The 23,656-nt window shown below is 45.0% G+C and carries 19 protein-coding genes and 2 pseudogenes; 6 read left to right on the top strand and 15 right to left on the bottom strand.

Annotated elements, in window-relative coordinates; all coding sequences use genetic code 11:
• The first annotated feature begins 4 nt into the window (after positions 1 to 4).
• On the top strand, positions 5 to 1,729 hold the full coding sequence (gene poxB, locus NSQ57_RS10620; protein WP_029519080.1) for a ubiquinone-dependent pyruvate dehydrogenase: 1,725 nt from the start codon (positions 5 to 7) through the stop codon (positions 1,727 to 1,729).
• A 99-nt stretch (positions 1,730 to 1,828) separates the two neighbouring features.
• On the opposite strand, the gene NSQ57_RS10615 is transcribed toward poxB, so the two are convergent.
• From NSQ57_RS10615 to uxaC, 3 genes are all read right to left on the bottom strand, one after another.
• On the bottom strand, positions 1,829 to 2,833 hold the full coding sequence (locus NSQ57_RS10615) for a LacI family DNA-binding transcriptional regulator (RefSeq protein ID WP_029519078.1): 1,005 nt from the start codon (positions 2,831 to 2,833) through the stop codon (positions 1,829 to 1,831).
• 87 nt (positions 2,834 to 2,920) lie between these two features.
• Positions 2,921 to 4,321, bottom strand: a complete 1,401-nt coding sequence (locus NSQ57_RS10610; protein WP_029519077.1) for an MFS transporter — start codon at positions 4,319 to 4,321, stop codon at positions 2,921 to 2,923.
• A 175-nt stretch (positions 4,322 to 4,496) separates the two neighbouring features.
• Entirely contained in the window at positions 4,497 to 5,921 is a 1,425-nt protein-coding gene (gene uxaC, locus NSQ57_RS10605; protein ID WP_340885156.1) for a glucuronate isomerase, read from the bottom strand.
• A gap of 518 nt (positions 5,922 to 6,439) precedes the next feature.
• Here uxaC and alsS point away from each other — a divergent pair.
• Both alsS and budA read left to right on the top strand, forming a co-directional pair.
• A complete protein-coding gene (gene alsS / locus NSQ57_RS10600) occupies positions 6,440 to 8,149 on the top strand; it encodes an acetolactate synthase AlsS (protein ID WP_029519073.1) in 1,710 nt (569 codons plus the stop codon).
• Positions 8,150 to 8,312: 163 nt separating this feature from the next.
• Positions 8,313 to 9,059: an acetolactate decarboxylase gene (budA, locus tag NSQ57_RS10595; protein WP_029519072.1), complete on the top strand. Its 747-nt coding sequence runs from the start codon at positions 8,313 to 8,315 to the stop codon at positions 9,057 to 9,059.
• Between the two features lie 156 nt (positions 9,060 to 9,215).
• On the opposite strand, the gene NSQ57_RS10590 is transcribed toward budA, so the two are convergent.
• From NSQ57_RS10590 to NSQ57_RS10570, 5 genes and pseudogenes are all read right to left on the bottom strand, one after another.
• Positions 9,216 to 9,701, bottom strand: a complete 486-nt coding sequence (locus NSQ57_RS10590) for a tetratricopeptide repeat protein (protein WP_342425991.1) — start codon at positions 9,699 to 9,701, stop codon at positions 9,216 to 9,218.
• A 149-nt stretch (positions 9,702 to 9,850) separates the two neighbouring features.
• The gene (locus NSQ57_RS10585; RefSeq protein WP_029519069.1) at positions 9,851 to 10,831 is read right to left on the bottom strand and encodes a S8 family peptidase; all 981 of its coding nucleotides are present in this window, start codon (positions 10,829 to 10,831) and stop codon (positions 9,851 to 9,853) included.
• Positions 10,832 to 11,032: 201 nt separating this feature from the next.
• The gene (locus NSQ57_RS10580) at positions 11,033 to 12,427 is read right to left on the bottom strand and encodes an MATE family efflux transporter (protein WP_069010230.1); all 1,395 of its coding nucleotides are present in this window, start codon (positions 12,425 to 12,427) and stop codon (positions 11,033 to 11,035) included.
• A 77-nt stretch (positions 12,428 to 12,504) separates the two neighbouring features.
• Positions 12,505 to 12,678: pseudogene (locus tag NSQ57_RS10575) on the bottom strand (metallothiol transferase FosB); the annotation flags it as partial.
• A gap of 417 nt (positions 12,679 to 13,095) precedes the next feature.
• The gene (locus NSQ57_RS10570) at positions 13,096 to 14,484 is read right to left on the bottom strand and encodes a glycoside-pentoside-hexuronide (GPH):cation symporter (protein ID WP_039273459.1); all 1,389 of its coding nucleotides are present in this window, start codon (positions 14,482 to 14,484) and stop codon (positions 13,096 to 13,098) included.
• 306 nt (positions 14,485 to 14,790) lie between these two features.
• On the opposite strand from NSQ57_RS10570, the gene NSQ57_RS10565 reads away from it, so the two are divergent.
• On the top strand, positions 14,791 to 15,804 hold the full coding sequence (locus NSQ57_RS10565; RefSeq protein WP_165147398.1) for a LacI family DNA-binding transcriptional regulator: 1,014 nt from the start codon (positions 14,791 to 14,793) through the stop codon (positions 15,802 to 15,804).
• 112 nt (positions 15,805 to 15,916) lie between these two features.
• A pseudogene (locus NSQ57_RS10560) lies at positions 15,917 to 16,147 on the top strand (MFS transporter); the annotation flags it as partial.
• An 84-nt stretch (positions 16,148 to 16,231) separates the two neighbouring features.
• Here NSQ57_RS10560 and NSQ57_RS10555 read toward each other — a convergent pair.
• Together NSQ57_RS10555 and murI are read right to left on the bottom strand one after the other, a co-directional pair.
• Positions 16,232 to 17,095 (bottom strand): aminoglycoside phosphotransferase family protein, encoded by an 864-nt coding sequence (locus NSQ57_RS10555; protein ID WP_342425990.1) that lies wholly within the window; start codon positions 17,093 to 17,095, stop codon positions 16,232 to 16,234.
• 98 nt (positions 17,096 to 17,193) lie between these two features.
• Positions 17,194 to 17,997, bottom strand: a complete 804-nt coding sequence (murI, locus tag NSQ57_RS10550) for a glutamate racemase (protein ID WP_342425989.1) — start codon at positions 17,995 to 17,997, stop codon at positions 17,194 to 17,196.
• A gap of 291 nt (positions 17,998 to 18,288) precedes the next feature.
• On the opposite strand from murI, the gene NSQ57_RS10545 reads away from it, so the two are divergent.
• Positions 18,289 to 18,915, top strand: a complete 627-nt coding sequence (locus NSQ57_RS10545; RefSeq protein WP_340932027.1) for an FMN-dependent NADH-azoreductase — start codon at positions 18,289 to 18,291, stop codon at positions 18,913 to 18,915.
• 147 nt (positions 18,916 to 19,062) lie between these two features.
• Here NSQ57_RS10545 and NSQ57_RS10540 read toward each other — a convergent pair whose 3' ends face one another.
• The 5 genes from NSQ57_RS10540 to NSQ57_RS10520 form a co-directional block, all read right to left on the bottom strand.
• Positions 19,063 to 19,572: a hypothetical protein gene (locus NSQ57_RS10540; RefSeq protein WP_029519055.1), complete on the bottom strand. Its 510-nt coding sequence runs from the start codon at positions 19,570 to 19,572 to the stop codon at positions 19,063 to 19,065.
• Between the two features lie 173 nt (positions 19,573 to 19,745).
• A complete protein-coding gene (locus NSQ57_RS10535; RefSeq protein ID WP_023988309.1) occupies positions 19,746 to 19,901 on the bottom strand; it encodes a hypothetical protein in 156 nt (51 codons plus the stop codon).
• A 562-nt stretch (positions 19,902 to 20,463) separates the two neighbouring features.
• Positions 20,464 to 21,549, bottom strand: a complete 1,086-nt coding sequence (locus tag NSQ57_RS10530; protein ID WP_039273468.1) for a lactonase family protein — start codon at positions 21,547 to 21,549, stop codon at positions 20,464 to 20,466.
• Positions 21,550 to 21,613: 64 nt separating this feature from the next.
• Positions 21,614 to 22,060, bottom strand: coding sequence for an OsmC family protein (locus NSQ57_RS10525; RefSeq protein ID WP_069010234.1), 447 nt, complete (start codon positions 22,058 to 22,060; stop codon positions 21,614 to 21,616).
• A gap of 55 nt (positions 22,061 to 22,115) precedes the next feature.
• Entirely contained in the window at positions 22,116 to 23,324 is a 1,209-nt protein-coding gene (locus tag NSQ57_RS10520; protein ID WP_165147410.1) for an MFS transporter, read from the bottom strand.
• Between the last annotated feature and the right edge of the window lie 332 nt (positions 23,325 to 23,656).

Genomic DNA, 23,656 nt, shown 5'->3' with positions numbered 1-23,656 from the left:
ATCTATGAAGACAATTGCAGATACTATTGTACAAGTTTTGGTCAATGCAGGGGTCAAGCGGATTTATGGCATTGTTGGAGATTCTCTAAATAATATGGTGGATTCCATTCGCAGCAATGGTCAAATCGAATGGATTCATGTAAGGCACGAAGAAGTGGCTGCCTTTGCAGCCGGAGCGGATGCTGACCTTAGTGGCAGCATTGCTGTATGTGCCGGAAGCAGTGGTCCCGGAAATTTGCATCTGATTAATGGTTTATATGATTGTCACCGCAATCGTGTGCCTGTACTGGCTATTGCCGCTCACATTCCAAGCGACGAAATCGGAAGTGAATATTTTCAAGCGACGCATCCTGAACATCTTTTCGGAGAATGCAGTCACTTCTGTGAAGTTATTACGACACCGCGTCAAATTCCCAGAACGGTGACCATGGCCATTCAACAGGCAGTTTCACGTTCAGGTGTCTCCGTCATTGTTCTTCCCGGTGATGTAGCAGCATTGGGGGCGGAAAAGGTACCCGTCCCTGAACATGTCTACCATCCCACTACACCTGTAGTGCATCCGTCAGCTTCCGAAATTTCCCGACTGGCCGAATATTTGAATCAAGGCAAACGAATTACGCTACTATGCGGCGCCGGCTGTTCACAATCTCATGAATTGCTCATGCAGCTATGTGACAAGTTAAAATCCCCCATGGTATCCGCTCTGCGAGGCAAGGAATATCTGGAGTATGACAACCCTTATTATGCTGGATTAACGGGACTGATCGGGTATTCTTCCGGGTACCATGCGATGATGGATTGTGACGTCCTACTTATGCTCGGAACAGACTTCCCTTACAGACAATTTTACCCTGAAGATGCGATTGTCCTACAGGTAGATATAGAGCCAGCCCATCTTGGCAGACGTACTCCGTTAACGTATGGTTTATGTGGGGATGTAAAAGCCACGTTGGAAATGCTGCTACCGCATTTAACATCAGAGCATGATTCCAAGCATCTAGAGAAAACCGTCTCCCACTATACCAAGGTACGCCAGGAGTTGGATGACCTTGCTGTCGGTAAACCAGGTCATACGCCGATCCATCCGCAATATCTCGCCAAGGTCATCAGTGACGCCGCGCAGGAAAATGCTATTTTCACCTGTGATGTCGGTACTCCCACTGTATGGGCGGCGCGTTATTTGCAGATGAACGGTCAGCGCCGGCTTCTCGGATCGTTCAACCATGGTACGATGGCAAATGCGTTACCACAAGCGATTGGAGCACAGGCCACTGAGCCTGACCGACAAGTGATTGCCCTCTCAGGCGATGGCGGACTCACGATGCTGATGGGCGACCTGCTCACCCTGAAGCAGCATCATCTGCCTATCAAAGTCATTGTTTTCAATAATGGCGCTCTCGGTTTTGTCGAGCTGGAAATGAAAGCGGCCGGATTTCTGGAAAACGGTACTGAACTGGTGAATCCTGATTTTGGTGCTGTAGCGCAAGCCATGGGACTCAAGGGCATCCGGGTTGAAGATCCGACCATGCTGGAAGATGCCATTCAGCAAGCATTGGCTCATGATGGCCCTGTTGTGGTAGACGTGGTGGTGAACCGCCAGGAGCTATCCATGCCACCCAAAATTAATCTTAAACAAGCAGAAGGATTTACACTGTGGATGATGAAAGCGATGCTAAACGGACGTGGTGACGAGATTGTAGAACTGGCTAAAACCAATCTCTTTCGTTAAATATAGACGAAGCAGAACGCATTTCAGCCTAAAAGGGGCAGAAACCATAAGTCTCGCATGGTTTCTGCCCCTTTGGCCTGCCTGTTAATCAAACGAAACTTAGTGTGGTCTGCCTGCCGTTGATTTCCGCTTCATGAGCGCGGTCTCCATAAATATAAGCTCGCCCTCATTGGACGGTGACTGAATTCGTTCCAGAATGCAGGCGGCTCCGCGCTCGCTAATCTGTTCAATCGGTCTTTTGACTGTTGTTAACGGTGGAGTCGTATACATTGAGAACCCGATATCGTCAAAACCAATGACAGAGATATCCTCTGGTACCTTCAAGCCGTTTTCGAATACCGCATTCATTGCCCCAATAGCCATATCATCGTTAGAGCAAAATACCGCTGTCGGCGGCTCCTGCAAGGAAAGCAATTGCTTCATTGCCTGGCTACCACTTTCAGTATCATAATGACCTTGCACGATATATTCATGTCGAATGGGCTTACCACTATCAATCAACGCATTCATAAAACCCTCGCGGCGTTGCTGGGTAGACTTGAAGCCTTCTACCCCTTCGATGATCGCAATGCGTTCATGCCCACTTTCAACGAGAAAGGAGACCGCTTCATAGGACCCTTCTTTATCATTAGAAATCACGTTTACAATCCCCGCCCCGGACACCTGCCGATTCAGAACAACAAGCGGAATGCCTTGACCGAGCACATGATAAATAAAAGGGTTGTCCGCCTCGCTCTGGCTCATCAGAATGATACCATCAAAACGCTTGCGGTGTATGGCCGAAAAATCAGCGTAATCGTCAATTCCTCGCACAAACAGATTGTAATCTACCCCAATGACATGATTAACACCGCGGATGGTATCGGCAAAAAAACTGGAGCTTGTGCCTTCTGAAATACTGGTGAAAAACAAGCCAATCGTATGCGAGCGCTGGAGAACTAGGCTTTTGGCATTAAAATTTGGAATGTAATTGAGTTGCTCTGCCAACTCCATAATTTTGCGTTTCGTATCTTCTTTAATCAGCGGGCTGTTATTGAGCGCCCGGGAGACGGTTGTATGGGAAACATTAGCCAATTTGGCAATGTCTTTAATGGTAGCTGCCATATACGTATCCTTTCCTTAGTGAGGCTCTAAAAAAATTATATACCCACCATACCACAGGAGCCGCCCGGAAAAGAAGACTTTCACAAATTATACGCGGTTGTCCGCATGTCGACGCTGTAATTCTTGAACCATTTCTGCATGTCTGCTGTCCGTCAGCTTGTACATTTTACCGATGACCAGCATGGCCAAAGCCAGGGCAACAGCCGGATAGAGACAAAGTAATGCTTTGATCCCAAGCAGGGTTCCAGAGGACTGAACCACATTCGGAACATACCCGATGAGCGCTAGTCCAATACCCGATAGAAAGCCAGACAAGGATTGAGCCAACTTACGTGAAAAGTTAAATAACGAGTAAGTAATCCCTTCCTTACGCTCCCCGGATGACCATTCGCCATAATCAATAATATCGGACACGAATGCCCAGGTCACCCCGTTAGGAATACTAATACCAATGAACGAAATACTGGCCAGGATTGTGAAAATGTATACATTTGAAGGCATAAAAAAGTTAATGGAGTCGGCAATGACACTAACCAGCATCCCCAGTATGGCTGTTTTTCGTTTACCGAAACGCCGTACCAGCTTGGGCAGGAACAATACACCCAGTAGCGACGAACCGATAATAATAAAATTCATATAAGCCATTAACTCTACATGCCCCAAGTTATATTCGGCAAAATAGATCAGCAGAGCGGACTTAATATTGTACGCGGATATAGTGAAAATCGTCATCAAAACGAGCACCAGCAAAGGCTTGTTATTCGTAAAAGTATGCACAATAACGCCTATAGATAGCTTCTCTTTTGGCCCGGACTGGCTAATAATACGTTCTTTCGTTCCTCGGTAACATATGATGAAAGCGATCACACCAATGAGTGACATAATCCCCATCACAACCGGATAGCCAACATGGTGGTTAGGAAATAGTAAAATAAGCGGCATGACAACGACACTGGTGACGAATAATGCGCCCAGCGATCCCGCCTGACGGAAAGATGACAATGAAGCACGCTGATGAGTATCCTGTGTAATAGCGGCACCTAGCGAGCCGTATGGAATGTTTACAATAGAGTAGCCGATCCCCCAGATCATATAGGACGCATAGGCGTAAATGAGTTTTCCTGTGGGTGAAATATTCGGCGATATAAAGGTTAGAACCGTAAGAATTGCAAGGATAACGCTTCCAACAATAAGAAAAGGTCTAAATTTTCCACGTGTACCGATATGTTTGCGATAATCAACAAAGGACCCGACAATGGGATCACAGACGGCGGCAAATAGCTTGCTGACCAAGAAAATGCCTGCGGCGGCTCCTGCAGAAACCCCTGCTACATCTGTAAAAAATTTCAGCAAATACAACTGCCCCAAATCAAACATGAATCCGTTTCCAAAGTCACCCATACCATACGAAATCTTTTCTTTCAGGCTAATATGCTCGCCTGTCTTGTTGTCAGTTTGGACGTTCTCCTGCACGATAGGCACTCCCATACCTACACACTCCTCTTTGTTTGTAATTAATTTCACAAAATTAGTTCTGGATTTTGCAAAATCCTCAGTTGATAACTATTTTATTTTTAATTGCTCTTACCGGGAGTTTTGAAACAAGCTCCCGGTAAGAGCCCTTTCTTATGAAGTTAGTGAGTCCTCGCCTTAGGGCGTAGTTTCACTTACTATGAACAACCGTTGGGAAATTAAAATATTGCTCGGCGTTGTTGTAGCAAATGTTTTGTACCATGGCTCCGAGCAGCTCCAGATCCTCAGGCGCCTTACCCTCCTGAACCCACGTTCCAATTAAGTCACAGAGTATACGGCGGAAATATTCATGGCGTGTGTAGGAGAGGAAGCTGCGGGAATCCGTCAGCATACCAATAAAGCGGGACAGCACCCCGTAGTTAGCCAGCAACTTCATCTGCTCCTGCATACCTTCGATATGGTCGTTATACCACCATGCCGTGCCAAACTGGATTTTCCCCACATTTCCACCGGATTGGAAACAACCCGCGAGACTTGCCAGTACTGGATAATCAACCGAATTAAGCGAATACAAAATGGTTCTAGGTAATCCTCCTCCCAGCTCCTGTGCGTCCAGCAATGCCGCCAATGGACGAGCGATAGAGCCATCATTTACGGCATCGTAGCCTGTATCCGGTCCCAATTGACGGAACATAGTAGTGTTGTTATTACGCAGTGCGTGGATATGGTATTGCATAGCCCAGCCATGTTCTGCATACTGTTTGCCAAGGAAAACCAGAACGTACGATTTATATTTCGCCTCCTCTAAAGGAGTCACATGGCCTTCCTCCAGCGCCTTATTGAATATGGCTGCAGCTTCCTCCCGTGTCGTTTCTTCATAGACTACAGTATCCAGCGCATGATCAGATACTCGGCCTCCGGCAGCATGGAAATGGCGCACCCGGCTCGCCAGCGCATTCAAAAATCCTTCCAGGCCAGAAACATCCAGTCCGCTGACTTCACCCAACCGAGCCACCCAAGGCCGGAAAGTTTCGCGATTTATCTCCAAAGCCTTGTCGGGACGAAAGCTTGGCAACACTGCGACTGGGAAATCGGTCAGCTTGCTGATTTGTTTGTGGTATTCGAGATGGTCTGTCGGATCATCCGTGGTGCACACCACAGTTACCTTCGAGTTCACAATCAGATCACGTGCGCCAAAGCCTTTTCCCTGCAGCTTTTGGTTTACCTTTTCCCAGATCACTGGTGCGTTCTGTTCATTCAGCAGCTCAAAGACACCAAAAAAGCGTTGAAGCTCCAAATGCGTCCAATGGTACAGCGGATTGCCGATTAGTGTAGGTACGGTTTTGGCCCAAGCCATAAACTTGTCATAATCTTCGCCATCCCCCGTAATCAGGCGTTCCTCAACCCCATTGGCCCGCATAAGTCTCCACTTGTAATGGTCTCCGTACAACCAAGCTTCCGTAATATTCTTGAACGCTTTATTTTCATAAATTTCTTGTGGACTTAAATGACAATGATAGTCAATAATCGGCATATCCTTGGCGTACTGATGATACAAGATTTCAGCCGTTGGATTGCTCAACAAAAAGTTTTCGTCTAAAAACGCTTTAGTCATTACTTTCTCATCCCTTCTATAATCGTGTTTCTCAACAAATTGTTAACGTTAACAAAAATGCTTGTACTGTACTCGTTTTCAATAATAGCATTCTCCACCACATAGCAGATCTCGTGATTAGGCAAGATGATATAGCTGTAATACGATACCTGCACATCATTTCAAGCCGGATTACTTCACTTTAAATTTAATGTTTACGTTAACAACAATTACATTGTAACCGCTATCCTTTGTAGACGAAAGTGATTTTTATCATGTGAGCGAATAAAAAAAATGGCCTACTGCCATTTGGAGCAGATCTGTTCTATATTTTCCCGATAGCTGATACCAAAAGAAAATTCTACAATTTTTAATTTTCCCCGATAAATCAAACTTTGAAAACGTTTTATGTGTTTTTCTCTTTTTTTCAGAAAATTTCTTTCTTGAAAATACCAGTTATTGCATTATAATTGTAATATACATCCATTGTTTTACATTGAAAGTATTTCATTGGTTTATTTCAAAGATGAAAAGAAGAGGTGGTAGCATTGAGTACTAAAGTTCAAGCTGTTCAAACTAAAACTAAAACCAAATCCGATACAAAAGGAGCCGACCTTGTTGTCGATTGTTTGATCAAGCAAGGGGTTACGCATATTTTTGGCATTCCAGGTGCCAAGATCGATTCTGTTTTTGATGTTCTTCAAGATCGGGGTCCAGAATTGATCATATGCCGTCATGAACAAAATGCCGCCTTTATGGCAGCAGCGGTCGGTCGTTTAACAGGTAAACCGGGCGTATGCATTGTTACTTCCGGTCCAGGCGCGTCTAACTTGGCGACAGGACTTGTCACCGCTAATGCAGAGAGTGATCCTGTCGTCGCCATTGCTGGTGCAGTCCCAAGATCAGAACGCCTGAAACGCACGCATCAATCTATGGATAACGCCGGACTTTTCGAACCCATCACCAAGTACAGTGTAGAAGTAGAACATCCTGATAGTGTACCGGAAGCAATTACTAATGCATTTCGGATTGCGACCTCAGCCCAGCCTGGAGCCACATTTGTCAGTCTGCCGCAGGACGTGTTGACTTCGTCATCCGAAGTAACCGCCATTGAGAAGGTTTCCCTTCCCCAGCTTGGAACCGCACCCGCCGAGCTCATCAAACAAGTTGCAGGCCAAATCAAAAAAGCCAAGCTGCCCGTACTCCTTCTCGGTATGAAAGCCAGCACACCCGAAGCTACAGCAGCCATCCGTGCACTGATTCGAAACACGGATTTGCCTGTGGTTGAAACCTTTCAGGCCGCTGGAGCCATTTCCCGGGAGCTGGAAAGCCACTATTTTGGGAGAGTCGGTCTGTTCCATAATCAGCCGGGTGACATGCTTCTTGGAGCGGCAGATCTGGTACTGACGATTGGCTATGATCCTATTGAATATGATCCAAAAAACTGGAATATTCCTGCGAACCGAACCCTTATTCATCTGGATGATCATCAAGCAGATATTGATCATGATTATCAACCTGATCATGAGCTTATCGGGAATATAGCCCTGATTGTGAGTGGCCTTGCAGAAGAATTGCCTACCTTAAAGCTACCTAAAGCCTCCTGCGACCAATTAAATCGTCTTCGTCATGATCTAAACGAGCAAGAAGCTGTTCCTGTACACAGTCACGATTATCTGATTCATCCATTACAATTTATTCGTACACTGCGCAGCCTGATCGACGATAATGTCACTGTCACCTGTGATGTTGGTTCACACTACATTTGGATGGCACGATATTTCCGTTCGTATGAACCGCGGCGCCTTCTATTCAGCAACGGAATGCAGACGTTGGGCGTAGCACTGCCTTGGGGGATTGCTGCCACACTCGTCAACCCCGGTCAAAAAGTCGTTTCTATTTCTGGAGACGGAGGATTTCTGTTTTCATCCATGGAGCTCGAAACCGCTGTACGTCTTAACTCTCCGCTAGTGCATATCGTATGGAGAGATGGTACCTATGACATGGTCGCATTTCAACAACAGATTAAATATGGCAGAACTTCCGGTGTAAAATTTGGAGATGTTGATGTAGTGAAATATGCTGAAAGCTTCGGGGCCACCGGATTACGCGTGCACTCTCCTGAAGAACTGGAAAGTGTATTGCAGCAGGCACTTCATACGGATGGTCCTGTGGTTGTTGATATCCCGATTAATTATCAAGATAATATCCAGTTGGGACGTAAACTGCTGCCAAATCAATTAAACTAACCTTTACCAAGACTTACTCGTGACGTTTTCGTGACAATTATGGAGCAAAACGTTATTTTCTATGATTTTTTTGAGTTATTCTCGTTATTTACTGAAAATTTACGTTTATTATTGAAAAAGAAAGAAAATAAATGCATACAATTACAAAAGGAAGTGTATTACCATGACCGTTGCAGGACTGGAAACCAAGCAAGAAACTGACCATGATATTTACCAAACGTCCACTATGCTCGCTCTATTAGATGGTCTTTATGACGGAGTTGTTGCCTTTGAGGAGTTGCAAAAGCACGGGGATTTTGGGATTGGTACCTTTGATCAACTGAATGGCGAGATGATCGCGTTCGATGGTGAATTCTATCACTTGCTTCCAGACGGTACGGCCCATCGCGTAAAACCGGAAGAAACCACACCTTTTTCCACCGTCACCTTTTTCCATGAAGATTTCACATATACTATTGACCGCCCCATGCATCGTGAAGAGCTGGAAGCTCTGCTGTTAAAGTTGTTTCCAAGCCGTAATCTGTTCTATGCCTTCCGTATGGATGGCACTTTTCGTGAAGTAAAGACACGTACCGTCCCTCACCAGGTGAAGCCTTACAAACCTTTTATCGAAGCGACCAAATCTCAGCCTACGTTCTCTTTTAACGACGCTTCTGGGGTGATTACAGGTTTTTGGACACCTGCCTATGCTCAAGGTATTGGGGTAGCCGGATTTCATCTGCATTTTATTAACGATGAACGCACTGGGGGTGGGCATGTCTTTGATTTTATCGTCGAAAAGTGCACCATCCGCATTTGTCAAAAATCCAATCTGCACCTGGTCCTGCCCGATACCCCGGATTACTTGAAGGCCAACCTGTCCAGAGAAAACCTGGAGAAGGAAATCGCCGTTACTGAAGGTGCGCAGTAATCGCAGCTATTTAACTCATCAATTTACAGACCCTATAGCCAAACAATAAACAGCAAAAGATCACAGTCAGGAAAGAGAATTACTGCTCTCTGACTGTGATCTTTTTATGTACGAGCGTATATATACGTTACTGCTTATGCTCTCACTCCGGTCCACCTATGTCTCGATCTGATCCAGTTTATCTGCATAATATTGAATGGCACGTGAGTACTCCTGTGTAGATAAATCCGAGGTCGTCTCAGCCACCTCCATTAGCAGCTCCTGCATGGCTTTCCCGAATTCCCCCAGATTATATAATACCATCGCGTAAAATACCCGAAACGGTCTGTAATCCGGAAATTCGTCCATTCCTGTGTCCAACCATGCTTTCGCCTTGGCATAATCCCCCAATAAACGATATGTACTGCTTAATCCCAGGATGGCTCCTTTCCTTGATTCTGCGGATAATGCCATACCCAGGCTTTTTTCATAATAGGGTACTGCTTCCCTCTCTAAGCCCAATGAATCATGTGTCCAAGCGGTCTGATACCACAATTCTGCATCATTTTGCTGCTGTTCTAATGCCTTCAAAAGAAGCTTTCGTGCTTCCTCTGCTTGCCCTGTTCGTCTAAGCTCGCCAGCTTGCGCCATGATATCGTTCATATTAATCCTCCACTTCTGACTCATGCCTATCTTTGAGATATATGTTACCCGACATTTGAATGCAATGTAAATGGAGTTTTTCCTAAGATTTAAAATCCAAAAAAACGACTCTCCTTACAGGAGAGCCGCTATATATCCGAAGTTACGGTTTATTTAACCTTCAATGATCCTGCAGTTAGTATTCCTGCTACACGCTGTGCGTCGAAAATACGCGAGAGCTCCTCTACTGCCGTCAAGTACAATAGACCGTTGCCTTCCAGCTTAGGAGAATTGCCAAGTGGAATCGTGCGTTTGATGAGTTGTGCATATAATTCCGGTTCGGTGAGATCACGCTCAAAGCTCGCACTTACCAGCTGCTTAATCAACGCCAATGCACCTGCTACGTGCGGAGTAGCCATCGAAGTTCCGCTAAAAGTCGCATATTTGCCGCCCGGAACGGTGGACAAAATATCTTCTCCGGGTGCAACCAAATCCACCTCATTATTAGAATTACTGAATTCTGAGGCGTGCCTGTCAAAATTGATAGCGCCTACGCTAATCACTTCATTATAGCAGCCGGGGTAGCCGAGCTCGTCCGTTCTGTCGTCACCGTCTCCCTCATTTCCAGCTGCACAGATGACCAAGATTTGGCTAGCTACAGCCTTTTTTACTGCTTCATGCAGCTCTGGCACATCTTCAGGACCGCCAAGTGACATCGATATGATATCTGCCTTTTGCTCAATCGCATAATAGATGCCTTGAATAATCCAGTCATATTGACCGGAGCCCTGCTTGTTTAGCACTTTGATGATGAGCAGGTCTGCCTCTGGAGCAACACCCACGACACCATCCGCATTTTCTGCTGCCGCAATGGTTCCTGCCACATGCGTGCCATGACCGTTATAATCCTTGAAAATTTCCGGATCACCTTGATCATCATCCGTGAAATTCCGTCCGCCAATAATGCGCGCCTTCAAATCAGGATGGTCCGAATCACAGCCCGTGTCCAGCACCGCCACCTTCACGCCTTGGCCTCGAGTCTGGTTCCATACCGCAGGAGCCTGAATCAGCTCTACACCTCGCGGTATTTCATTCACTTGTTGCTCCTGCTTGATCACTTGGTAAGGAATGATATGCACTTTACGTTCCATCCTATTCCCTCCTTCATGGATTCAATCGGAAACCACCCGTCTTTGAAACTATGAAACTTTGAAAACCTCTACTACATTCGAGGTTACTATATTCTAGCAATTTTTGAAAACTTTGAACATCCCCATTTTGCTTATTTTTGTAAAAAAACAGACATCCCCCAATTCGCTTGGAGAATGTCTGTTGTAGGTTCTCTATCAGCCTTAGACGGATTCCGCCTGAAGTTCAGCCTTGGATAACAGCGATTTGTGCTGCCATTTCCGGCCCTTCCAGCGTAAATAGTGGAAAATGCCTCGTACCCACTCATCGCAGGCATGTGCAATCCACACACCCAGCACTCCATATCCCATATGAATGCCCAGCACATATGCTAACGGGATTTTAATCCCCCACATTGAAATTATGGCCATCATTAACGGGAACTGAACATCTCCCGCTGCTCGCAAGGAGTTAATGACAACATGATTAAACACTCGGCCCGGCTCCAGCAATATACAGAAAAGCAAAATCGCTGCCCCTAATTGAATGATCGCCGGCTCATCTGTAAAGATCGCCATCACTTCATATCGGAAAAAGGATACTACCACGATTACAGCAATCGTAATGATCAAAGACCATTTCAGGCTCCGTAAAAGTTGATGATAGGCCTTTTCCTTGTCTCCTGCTCCAATCAGGCGGGCAACAATAATTTCCGTCCCCTCCCCTACAGCCATTCCAAATACCATAAAAAAGTACACAATTGTATTCGAATAAAAATGGGTTGCGATTGCCGTTGTACCCATAAAGCTGACAAACCGGGTCACCATCATTTGGCTAAGCTGATAAGACAACCATTCCAGCCCGGCAGGAATACCAATCTTCAGAATGGCTACCAGCTTACTCCATTGTAGCTGTACATAATACCGGATGCGAATCGGCGCACTTACACGCTTGTACAGCAGTAGAAAAATCCAGACACATGCTACAACACGGCTAATAACCGTTGAAATCGCTGCTCCCGCCACTCCCATCTGCGGCAGACCAAACCAGCCATAAATGAGCAATGCATTTCCTGTAATATGTAAAATATTCATACCAATGCCCACGATCATCGTATCTTTAGTAAAACCATGCGATCGAATAACCGGACCCGCGGTTAGCATGAGCGCTTCCAGAAACAGCGAACCCCCTGCCAGCATCATATAAATCTCTGCATTTTCCTTAATCGTCGGAGTAATATGGTAAAAGGATAGCAAAAAATCCCGACTGACAATAAACATCAAGCTCAATGCCAGACCAAACACCAGATTAAAGGTTAGTGCCGAAGCCGTAACACGGCTTGCATCCACATGCTTTTGCGCCCCCAATAGCTGAGCAATGATCACACCTACACCAAGACCAAGCAGATTGAAAAGTATAATCGTAAATTCAATCAACTGTCTGGACACACCCACAGCCGATACAACCTCATCAGAAACATGGCTTAGCATGAACGTATCCACGCTACCCATCAAAATGTGAAACAACATCTCTATAAAGATCGGCCAAGTGATTGCAAAAACCGTCATCGTTTTAACGACTTGCGCTTGCTTGGAAGCGTTTTCCTGAGACAGTGACATCCTTTCGTATTCCTCCTAAATGCGAACCCAATCATTACTTACTTATTACTTATATCATTTATATCGATAACAATTACTCATTCAAAAAAAGTCATATGCTTTTTCATTTTATAATATTCCAGGCGGTCCCGCAATTGTCCTGTGTGGAATTCATACTTATGTCCGTCTGGATCTGTAAAATAGACTGGCCTTTTGTCCTGTTCATTCCGTTCTCGTCCGGGCAAAATGATGACATTAAAAGTTCTCAGCTTGATAAGCGTGGTATTCAACATGATTCGATTGTCCATTGCAGAACATCCTTCTTGTGGTTTTCGTTCAGGTAGACCTCGTTAAAATAATAATTTCTTATCAAAAAAAGACTATAACATCATCAAGATTGATGTTATAGTCCTTTTTTTAAAACTGGTCAAGAAAAAAACATCTTGGTTTTCATAGTTAAATTCTAGACTACCGCTCTTTAATTCAGCTAACGTTTCCTAAGCCTAAAGTATGGGCTTCTCAGACAATGAGCTTCATAAACTTAGTTGACCTACCTTGTAGTTCTGATAAATATGAGATTCAAAGAATAGAAACTGAAAAGGAAGCAAAGAATTCAGGAAAAATTTTAGTGGATAATGGTTTGAATACGGCTTCTTTCCACCATTTCTTCTCCATTTGCTTTCCTCTCCTTATTTAGCGTTTTTTAAGAATTCAAGCTCTTTGACAATACCGGGAAATAATTTATCTAGGTTGTAAAATGCCAGCAATACAATTTGCAGGGCAGCCAAGATAATTGGAACGTAGATAAACATGAAATGAATAGACGCTAGCGCTGTGGCACTGATTGTAGCTTGTCCACCAGCATATCCTCCCAATGCCAGTCCCCAACCGATGAGTGCCGCTCCGAAACCGCCTCCCGCTTTTGTGCCGAAACTACCCGCACTGTACACCAGTCCTTCGGTGCGCATCCCTGTCTTCCATTCGCCATACTCAATGGTATCTGACAACATGGCAAAGAAGGTTCCGAGAATAGCGGCATGTCCAAGCGCTTTAATAACGAGTCCCAGGCAGACCGCCATAAGACTTGCGGGACTGACGGCAATAACAAGCGATCCCACAATCAGGAGGATACTTCCGATAATGGATGAATTTCGTTTCCCGATCCGCTTGACGACGGGTGGCAATAACAGATAACCAAGCAGGGAAGGAAGGAGTAAGGATATGCCGAGCACCCCAATCAGATTGGCGTCTTTTAACACATAACGTGCGTAGTAAATATTCATACCTGTGCCCAGTGAGTTATTTATGAAATAGACCACAGCAAACCCAAGAATCAATTTCCAATACTTATTACGCATCAGCGCTCCAAAAGCACGTCCAAACGGAATTGGCTTCTGTACAACAGATGGAGTAACCCTTTCTTTGGTACTGAAGAAGGTAACGAGAAATAAGAAGGTTCCGAGCAAACCAAACAGAATAAAGGTGAAAATCCACCCCTTTTGACCGCCGCCGAACGACTTCACTAACGGAAGGGTGAAATAATTAATTAACAAGGCACCAATATTCGCCAGAGACATACGAAAAATATTAAGAAGAGAGCGCTGGTAAGAATCCTGCGTTATCATGGAATTAAGCACACCATAAGGGACATTAATGCTGGAATAGATAATGTTCATCAGCAGATAGGTAACGTAAATGTATAGAATAGTGATCGTCATATTTCCACTTGGAACCGTGAACAAGAGAATTCCAGACAACGCAAATGGCCCGGACATCCACAGTAACCAAGGACGGGCTTTCCCGTGTCTGCTCTTCGTTTTATCGATCAAAGCCCCAATCGCGACATCAATAAACGCATCCAGTACACGCGCAACTAGCATTAAAGTACCAATGACCCCGGCGCTGATCCCGATTACATCTGTGTAAAAGTAGGACAGAAAAGTCATTGCGGCGGCAAACAGCAACTGGCTGGCAAAATCACCGAATCCATAACCCATCTTTTCTTTCAGCGTAATATTTGAATCGGTTTGCTTTGAAGCCTCATTTCCCATTACAACAATATCGCTCGAACTTCTCATGCTCATGCTCCTTTTCCCTTGTTATTCTCTACAATCCCAAGCCATAAGGAAAACGTTTTCTTGATAATCAAAAAAACAAGCCGAAATACCTTGAATTCAGCTAGTTATTTGGTAAAAACAATCATTTATCTCCAGAAAATACTAGAAAACGTTTTCCGGAGTTGATTATACTCCCCCTATAAACCAAGGTCAAGCGCTTTCTTTGCTCTGGAATCTTTGTTAAACTCAATAAACTGATATAATAAATTCAATTGACTTTGAGAACCTTTTTCTAAATAAATACTTGCTTGAAAGTCGGTGTGTACAATGAAAATGACTATAAAAGATGTGGCTCGAATGGCCAACGTCTCCATTTCAACGGTTTCCAGAGTGATCAATAACAGCCAGACGGTGAACAGTGAAATACGCAAACGAGTTCTAGATGTCCTTGAAGCCACTCAATTCCGTCCAAATGCCATAGCGCGGACACTGGTAAAGAATAATACATCTCTGATTGGAGTACTTCTGCCCGAGATTAAAAACAATGTCTTTGATAACATGGTTGAAGGCATCAATCAAGTAGCGCATCTATACGGCTTCGATGTCATAATCGCCTTGTCAGGGGGGGACGCGGACTCTGAAATACACTATTACAATATGTTCCGTGAAATGCAGGCGAGCGGAATTATCATATCGGTAGACGGAATCCGGGATGCGCTATACGCGCTCATTGAAGCGGCGGGAATTCCCTGCATCCTTGTCGGACGGGATTTTCGAGACAAATCCATTCCTTCCGTACATGTTGACAACATAACGGCTGCTTTTGAAGCGGTAACTTATCTAATTCAGCAGGGACATCAGGATATCGCGATGCTGCGGGGAGCTGCGGGAGATATTTCAGTGGGCAGTCAGCGTTTTTTGGGCTATGAACAGGCATTGAAGGCCGCTCACCTGCCAGTACGTCCTGAACGTGTGTTGGAAAGCGGCTTTTCAGTTGAAGACGGCGTAACCTCTATGAGAAAACTTTATCATTCAGGCCCATTGCCCAGTGCGGTGTTCTGCGCGACGGACCGAATTGCCATAGGCGCTATGAACTTTCTGACCGAGAATGGGGTGAAAATACCTGAACAGGTCTCTTTCTTGGGATTTGACGACATTGATATGGCTACAATAATCCGGCCTAAATTGTCAACTGTCCGATATTCAGCATCCGAACTGGGCATGGTCGCCGCCCGCAATCTCATTAAGCTTATTAAAGGAGAGGAATTGGCGGCTGTCCACTGGTCCATATCGCATCAGTTAGAAATTCGGGACAGCAGTGTAAAACATGGGGTATCCTAATCTTTGCATGTTCCTACGCGGTTGCTGGAAGTGCTTCACCGGCTAGGATGGATTTTGTCAGCTCCGACGCTGAATAATGGAAACGTTCTCTTGCAAAGTTTTTCCCAAAAGAGCTTACTACATTCCCATGATTATAATAATAATTATATGGGGGGCTTTTTTTACCGGCGGCCTGATTGTAAGTCAAACTTGGTTAACTTCGGAGGCCTCAGAAGCACCTGAATTTGCTAATAGCTTGTTTGTCTCCTTTGCAAATTTAGGTGTCACGATTGGCACCACCTTAGGCGGATGGTTTCTATCACAGATGGGAACACACCTGATTACCTGGAGTGGAGTATTATTTCTGTGCTTGCATCTATCTGCATTGGGTTAAAAATCAAGTTTTTTGATGTACCGAAAAGAAAATATGATCCTTCCTTGTATGCTTTTATCCCTCTTCCTTACAGCGAATCCTGTTCAGCCAATAGGCCCACGCTTCTGTATATTGATCGAGATCTTCCGGATGATGACGAATGCAGGTGGCTATACGAAAATATAGTCCCAGTAACACTTCCCTGTTTAGCTCGTATTCCCCTGTCATCTCCGGCTCAAGCTTCTCTAAGGAAGGCAAAATGGTATCGATGGTCAGCCTATCCGGTGAAGAACAAAAGGCGTATATCAGATCATATAGGGGTTCTCCCACCACGGGATCAGGATCAATAATACCCGTCAATGTGCCATTTTCGTTAAACACAAAATTATGTACTCCACAGTCGCCATGAAGCAAATATTTAATATTCCGTTGCGGCGATCCAGCCACAAGGGTATGAACGAAACGATGATCCTCACGGGGTAAAATGTCTTGTATGATCTTTCCAGATTCCTTCGTTCTGTGCAGCAGAAAATCTTTCCATTCCACAAACGGGTGGTCTGGATAACCATAATGACGTTCCTCACCAAAAGGCTTATAGTGCGAGATCACCTCCGTCGACAGATGAAGCAACAAATTGCTTTTGTTTCGTCCATGATACTGTGTGAGCCCTGACCTGAACGTGTATACCAAATAACGGTGCAACGGATCTACATAAACCAAACGCGATAGTTTCTCAATCTGTACATAGGTATGTAAAAACTCCGCCTCGGCTTTTACAATCACATGATCATTTTGCTTAATCACATATCGAGGCCTGGTACCATCCATGACAACAACCACTTCGCTCGAAGTACCGCCGGTCAGCGGTTTGAGATTTTGCATATGGCCTTCAAGCACGCCTGCTGCATAAAGCTCATTCAGGATTAGTTGAACGTCCATTTCACGCCTCCCTCCGTGCGTCTGATCCACAATGCGGCTGGCGATTTTTTGGATAATTTCATTAAGATAATCCCACACGTTCGCCAGCCGCTCTTCTTTTAAAAATAAATCTTTTCATGCTCCGTATAGATTTCAAGCGCCCGCTCCATCTTACGCACATAGGCCTCATCCTGACTAGAACATAGAAATGTAATGTGTCCCGCCTGCGATGGACTGGATTTTGGGGAAGGTTCCAGCAAATTATGCTCAGACAACACCTGTTTCAACCGTCTAACTGTTCCCTGGCTCCCGTCAATTAACTGAATATGAGAAGGCAGTAGTTCCCTTAGAATTTCCTTATAAAAAGGATAATGAGTACATCCCAATACCACCGTACCATATATGTCGAGATTGAACGAAGACAACTCACGGTTAAAATATGCGGACATTTCTGCCCGGTCAAAATTCAACTGTTCGCAATAATGTACTAGCTCCGGCAGAGGTAGTGAGTCCACGCTCCCATGATCGTCAACTCTGGATACGAGTGCTGCATAACAAGATTGTTTCAACGTCAATGGTGTGGCTAACACCAGAACTCTTTTACCATTAGCCCGGTTCATCTCGACCGCTGGCTTCACAGCTGGCTCCATACCAATAATCGGAATAGGATATTCCTTCCTTAGCTCCGCAACCGCGATACTTGTAGCCGTATTGCAGGCAATCACCAGTGCCTTAACATCTTCTTTTAGAATCGTTTGCACTGAAGCCTTGACATAACCAAGCACCTCTTGGGGAGTTTTCGTCCCGTAAGGCACATGAAGGGTATCCGCCATGTATACAAAATTTTCGTTTGGCAAACGTCTTAGTGCCTCGGACAATACTGTAATTCCACCCAATCCTGAATCAAAAAAACCTATCTTCAAGCTACTCACCTTTTTTCATTCAACTATGGTGCCAAATCTTGCTGGCACCATGTTCATTTCCTTCTTCGCCTACTTAAACTATTCTCTTCATTAGACTTTACATTTAAATTTTACCGCAAAACTGATATTTTGCAAAAGAAACACTTGAATTTTACAGTGTAAAAAATAAAGTAGCTTTTCAAAGTAAATTTAATATAAAAGCGTTGACAGATATTATCTTTATATTGTAATATTACATGGTAACTTACTAACTTAACTTACTTATTCAACTTACTTAGGGGGAAATAAATTATGTCTAAAGTATTATTTGTCAAAGCTAATGATCGTACAGCTGAAGAATCTGCAACAGTTAAATTGTATAACGCATTCGTGGAAAGCTACAAATCTTCCCACCCATCTGATGAAATCACTGAGCTGGACCTGTTCTCCGTCGAGCTTCCTTATTTGAACGCTAACATGATCAACGGCACGTTCAAATCCGCTAGAGGCATGGAGCTGAACGCAGAAGAAGCTCGCCTGGCAAACATCGCTAATGGCTACCTGGATCAATTCCTGGCAGCAGACAAAGTCGTATTTGCTTTCCCGCTCTGGAACATGACGATTCCAGCTGTACTGCATACGTACATTGACTACCTGAACCAAGCTGGTAAAACATTCAAATACACTGCTGAGGGTCCTGTGGGTCTTGTAACTGAAACTAAAGTAGCCCTGTTGAATGCAAGAGGCGGCGTTTATTCCGAAGGACCAGCTGCTGCAGCTGAAATGTCCTTGAACTTCATGAGTAACATTTTAACCTTCTTCGGCGTGAAAGACATCGTGAAGGTTGTACTGGAAGGACATAACCAAGCTCCAGATCAAGCACAAGAAATCGTTGCTTCTGCTGTACAACGTGCAGTAAACACAGCAAAATCGTTCTAATCATATATTATGAAGGGAAGAGGATATCCGCGCCCTATATGGGCTGGATATCCTCTTTTTTGTTATAAAATATAAAAACACGTGCTACCCTGATCTGTAATCAAGTGAAGCACGTGTTTGTGATATGAGATTACGATTACTTCTATTTTAAGGAATGAATTGCTGCACGATTTTTACAACTTTACCGTCACGAAGCGTAACATGGTATGGAAATTGACTGAGGTCCAGAACGTCCTTTTTTGCAAAATCCTTCTCAAACTGTGTCAGCGGAATCGATTCGTTCCATTGTACGTCTGTATCTTCTATGTTACCCGTGTGATCATAAATCTGCACCTCTACCGAAGCATCTGGTGCAACCTGATACACGTCATTTTGCACGGAATTGTTTACGATGTAGTAGCCATCCGGCGCTCCATCCAATCCTGTATTTCCTTCATGCTCCACAAATGCTTTGTCTGCCGCCGCGCCTTCATACCATTCAATCGGGTCTGCCGACAAATAAATTTGTCCGTCACGAATCTCCATTTGGTTTATATATACGGTCTCCTGATTTTCAGCAGCTGCGACAGGCGTGTAGCCTTGCGCTGTTGCTCCTGCCGTCGTAATCAGCATCATCATTAAAGCCAATACGGTCCATTTCGAAGCTAGTTTCATCATGTCTGATCTCTCCTTGCCGTTTGGGTATGTACACGGTGTCTGTAAGCTTCATTACCCTTGTGTACTTATCATAAACGTTGCACGGTTAAAAAGTGTATCAGATACATAAAAAAGAAGTTACGATTTTTTAAGACTTGGTCTTAAAACTTGATAACATGTCCTATTTATCTTTGCTATCTTAATAACCCGACCTGACGTGCCTGTTCTTCGGTGAGAATAAACTCCTCATTTTGCCATACTTCGTCCTCTTTGGTTACAGCAAACATCCCCATGATCTCTGTCCATATTCCTTTGTCGACGGCTTCCTTTTGTGTAATGATAATTTTCATGAGAATTCCTCCTCCTGTAGAAATACATGCAATCCAACGCTGTCGATTTGTGTGGCCCACTACGCGAACAGATGGTAGGTCAAATATAATACTTTTATTTAAAGCCTCTACCTCTTATATGGAACTCACAATGCTTGTCCTAGATTTACATTATCGGAGTGCTTGAGGGCTTCTTGTCCCGCTTATAACATATGTACCCTTTTCCTACCGATATTATTCGTATCTTATTTGTAACCTTAAAATTTTAGTTTATTTTCGTAGTTAGTGACTTCTTTAGAAATGACTAAGCCCTAAAATAAAAACGGCTGTAGGTTATCCTACGAGCCGTTTTCACTAACAATTTTTCTATGCTTGGTTAATCTATTAGTGCCATCAACATATACATATTCAATGGCTGTCAAAGCATTAAAGCAGCGGAGCGTTCGCCTTTGCCCCTGGATTTCTACCCTTGAACATACAAACAAGAAATCTGGGGGCAACAGCGATCGGAAGAATGATCCGTTCTCGTAGTGGTCACAAGTCGCATACCGTTACTTAGTTCCCCCTAATGTTTTCCTAATTTTTATACAGAAAAGTAAAAAGGCTGTACGCATACTGGCTTGGACACGGTTACTTGTTGCCCGGTGTAGGTCAAGCGTCCACTTGCCTTGTCCACTTTGAACGTAACGATGTTATTGGTGTCGCGGTTGGCCACGAGCATATGGTTACCATTTGGAGTCAACGCAAAATGGCGTGGATGCTCTCCTTCGGCAGATACATGCTCCACCAAGCTCAGCTTGCCAGTTGCTCCGTCTACAGCGTATACCACAATGCTGTCATGCCCACGGTTGGAACCGTACAGATAAGCTCCATCCTCCGAAATTGCAACTTCAGCAGTTGTGTTTTCACCTGTAAAGTCAGACGGCAATGTCGGTACGCTCTCAAGCTCAGTGAGCTTACCAGCCTCTGCATCATATGCAAAAGAAGTAATGGAAGAATCCACTTCGTTAATGACAAAAGCAAATTTACCATTTGGGTGGAACGTCAAATGACGTGGACCTGCACCTGCATGGGTTTTCGTTTCACCATGGAGCACCAGTTGTCCTTTGCTGTCATCAATGGTATAAACACGGATCAGATCCAGACCGAGATCTTGTACGAACAGGAAGCGACCATCTGGACTAAAGAAACTGGAATGTGGATGTGGACGATCCTGACGTTCAGGGTGCGCTCCTTTGCCCTCGTGCTGTTTAACATCCAGCAACTCACCAATACGTCCGTCCTCAGTCAGAGACACCAGTCCCACCATACCTCCGTGGTAGCTGACTACAATAAGGTAACGATCAGATGGATCACGCTGAATGTGGCAAGTTGTTGCACCCACGTTTTCCGCACGATTCAGCAATGTAAATGTTCCTTTAACTGGATCAATTTCGAAAGCAGAAGCTTCGCCTACTTTTGCTCCTGCAGCAGAAGTCGTCTCCCCAATGGAATACAGCTTCCGATTTTTGACGTCCACATTCAGGAATGTAGGATTTTTCAAGCCGGAGAACTCATCCTGTAGTGTAAGTGCTCCTGTCTGTTCATTAAAAGTATACGAATAAACTCCGTTACCTTCCAATTCGGCGTAAGAGCCTGCGAATACGAGCAATTTTTGTTGCGCTGTCATGGTTGTGTCCTCCTTGGATTAAAAAAATGATGGGCAATTAGAATGATTGCTCCTGTTACAGATATTAAGAGGCGCGCTCCACCACGGGCTCTGTGGACAACGTCACATTTCCCGCTACAGCACGCGAGATCATGCATGAGGTTTCTGCCTGCTCTGCCAGTCGCAATGCTTGTTCGATCTGCGATTCTGTCGCATCGGCGGCCAATTGAACCTGCGGACGATGCACAATTCGGCGATATGTAAAAATATTGTTCGTTACATCGACAATCCCTTCGGATTTCAGCGCCAGTGACGCCACCGGGAGACTCGCGCGCTCCATCATCGCCGCCAAAGTAATCAAATAGCAGGTAGCGGCGGCACCGAGCAGCATTTCATCTGGATTGGTGCCCACACCAGGGCCTCCCATCTCGGCCGGGATCGAAATTGCTGTCCGCAACTGTCCAGCCTCAATACGACCGTCACTGTTGCGCCCCCCGTTCCAGTCTGCCTTGAGCAGAAAGGTATGCTCCATTTCAGGTCACTCCTCTCTCTTATATTATGAATCTTCACACAGGTGAATGTAAAGGTTAGTCAATCTCTTGATTTTTGGTTTCCGTACCCAGCAACCATACAGCCGCTGCTCCGATCAAGATAGCTACGAAGAAAATCACAAAGATAGATGGTAACGCTACGCCCTGTCCTACGAGTATACCGACTGCAAAAGGCCCGATAACGCCTCCAATACGACCAAACGCAGCCGCCATACCCACACCGGTTGAACGGACGGATGTCGGGTACAATTCTGGTGTATAGGCGTACATGGCTCCCCATGCACCGAGATTAAAAAAGGACAAGCAGATACCAGCAGCTAGCAGCATTCCCGCCGTTTCCGAGGTGCCAAACCAAATGGCAGACACGGCTGTGAGCAGCAAGTAGATGATCAGTACGAATTTGCGGCCCAGCTTTTCAATTAGATAGGCGGCGGTAAAGTAACCTGGGAGTTGGGCAAGCGTCATGATCAGCACATACTCAAAGCTTTTAACCAGTTCGAAGCCTTTCATAAACATAATGCTAGGCAGCCACAGGAACATGCCGTAGTATGAAAATACAACTGTGAACCATAAAATCCACAGCATCAGCGTAGACTTGCGATTAGGTCCCGACCAAATCGAAGCCAATCGTGCACGCAGCGGAAGTTTAACGCTTTGCAGCTTGTAACGCGGTGAATCATCAATAGCTCTACGCAGATAAAGAGCGTACAGCGCAGGTACTGCGCCGAGAATAAATGCCATTTGCCAACCATACTTTGGAATAACAAAATAAGCAATAAGAGCCGAAAGGATCCAGCCTGCCGCCCAGAAGCTTTCCAGCAGCACAACCGCTCTCCCTCGTTCTTTCACAGGCACTGATTCTGACACCAGCGTCGAAGCAACCGGCAATTCCCCGCCCAAGCCTGCACCAGCAATAAAACGCAGCACCAGCAGCATTCCGAGGCCTGTCGCCAAAGCTGATAAGCCGCTGGCAATAGAAAAGATCAACAATGTCCACACTAATATGGCGCGTCTGCCGTAACGATCAGCCAAAATCCCCGCCAAAGCGGCTCCGAACACCATTCCTATCGAATTCATTGCAGTCAGCAGTCCAATTTGCTCAGATCCCAGATGCCACTCCTTTGCCAACGCTGCGACTATAAATGAAAGCAGCCCTACATCCATAGCATCAAACAGCCAGCTAAGCCCTGCACTGAACAGCAATTTTCTTTTTTTGGCTGGTGGTAATGAAGTTAAGTCACTCATGATTCGCTCTCCCTTAAAAATATATCGTATGTAGACGTATATTCAGGTGTCTTGTCACCTGTAGCCTAGCATCTATTGTACCGTAAGCTTCCTTAATCTGCGAGCTTTTTAACACAGAAAAAAACGGAAGATTGCCTACGGCAATTCTCCCGCCTTCTGGAACCTGCCACTTACCGGTTTTGGACCAGACCGATGATCGTCACCATGAGCACCAGCAGCTGGATGAGTGTATCGTTACTCATTCCAATCGCCTCCATCCCATATGAGATACTCCTTCGGCCGTTTCCCCTCTCCCCGGATCATGACGCTTGTTCCCCAATACATACCTATGC

This window comes from Paenibacillus sp. FSL L8-0502 (assembly GCF_038593055.1).
Classification (GTDB): Bacteria; Bacillota; Bacilli; order Paenibacillales; family Paenibacillaceae; genus Paenibacillus; species Paenibacillus polymyxa_D.
Note: the sequence above shows the minus strand (reverse complement) of the source record. Positions and strands in the feature narration are given on the sequence as shown.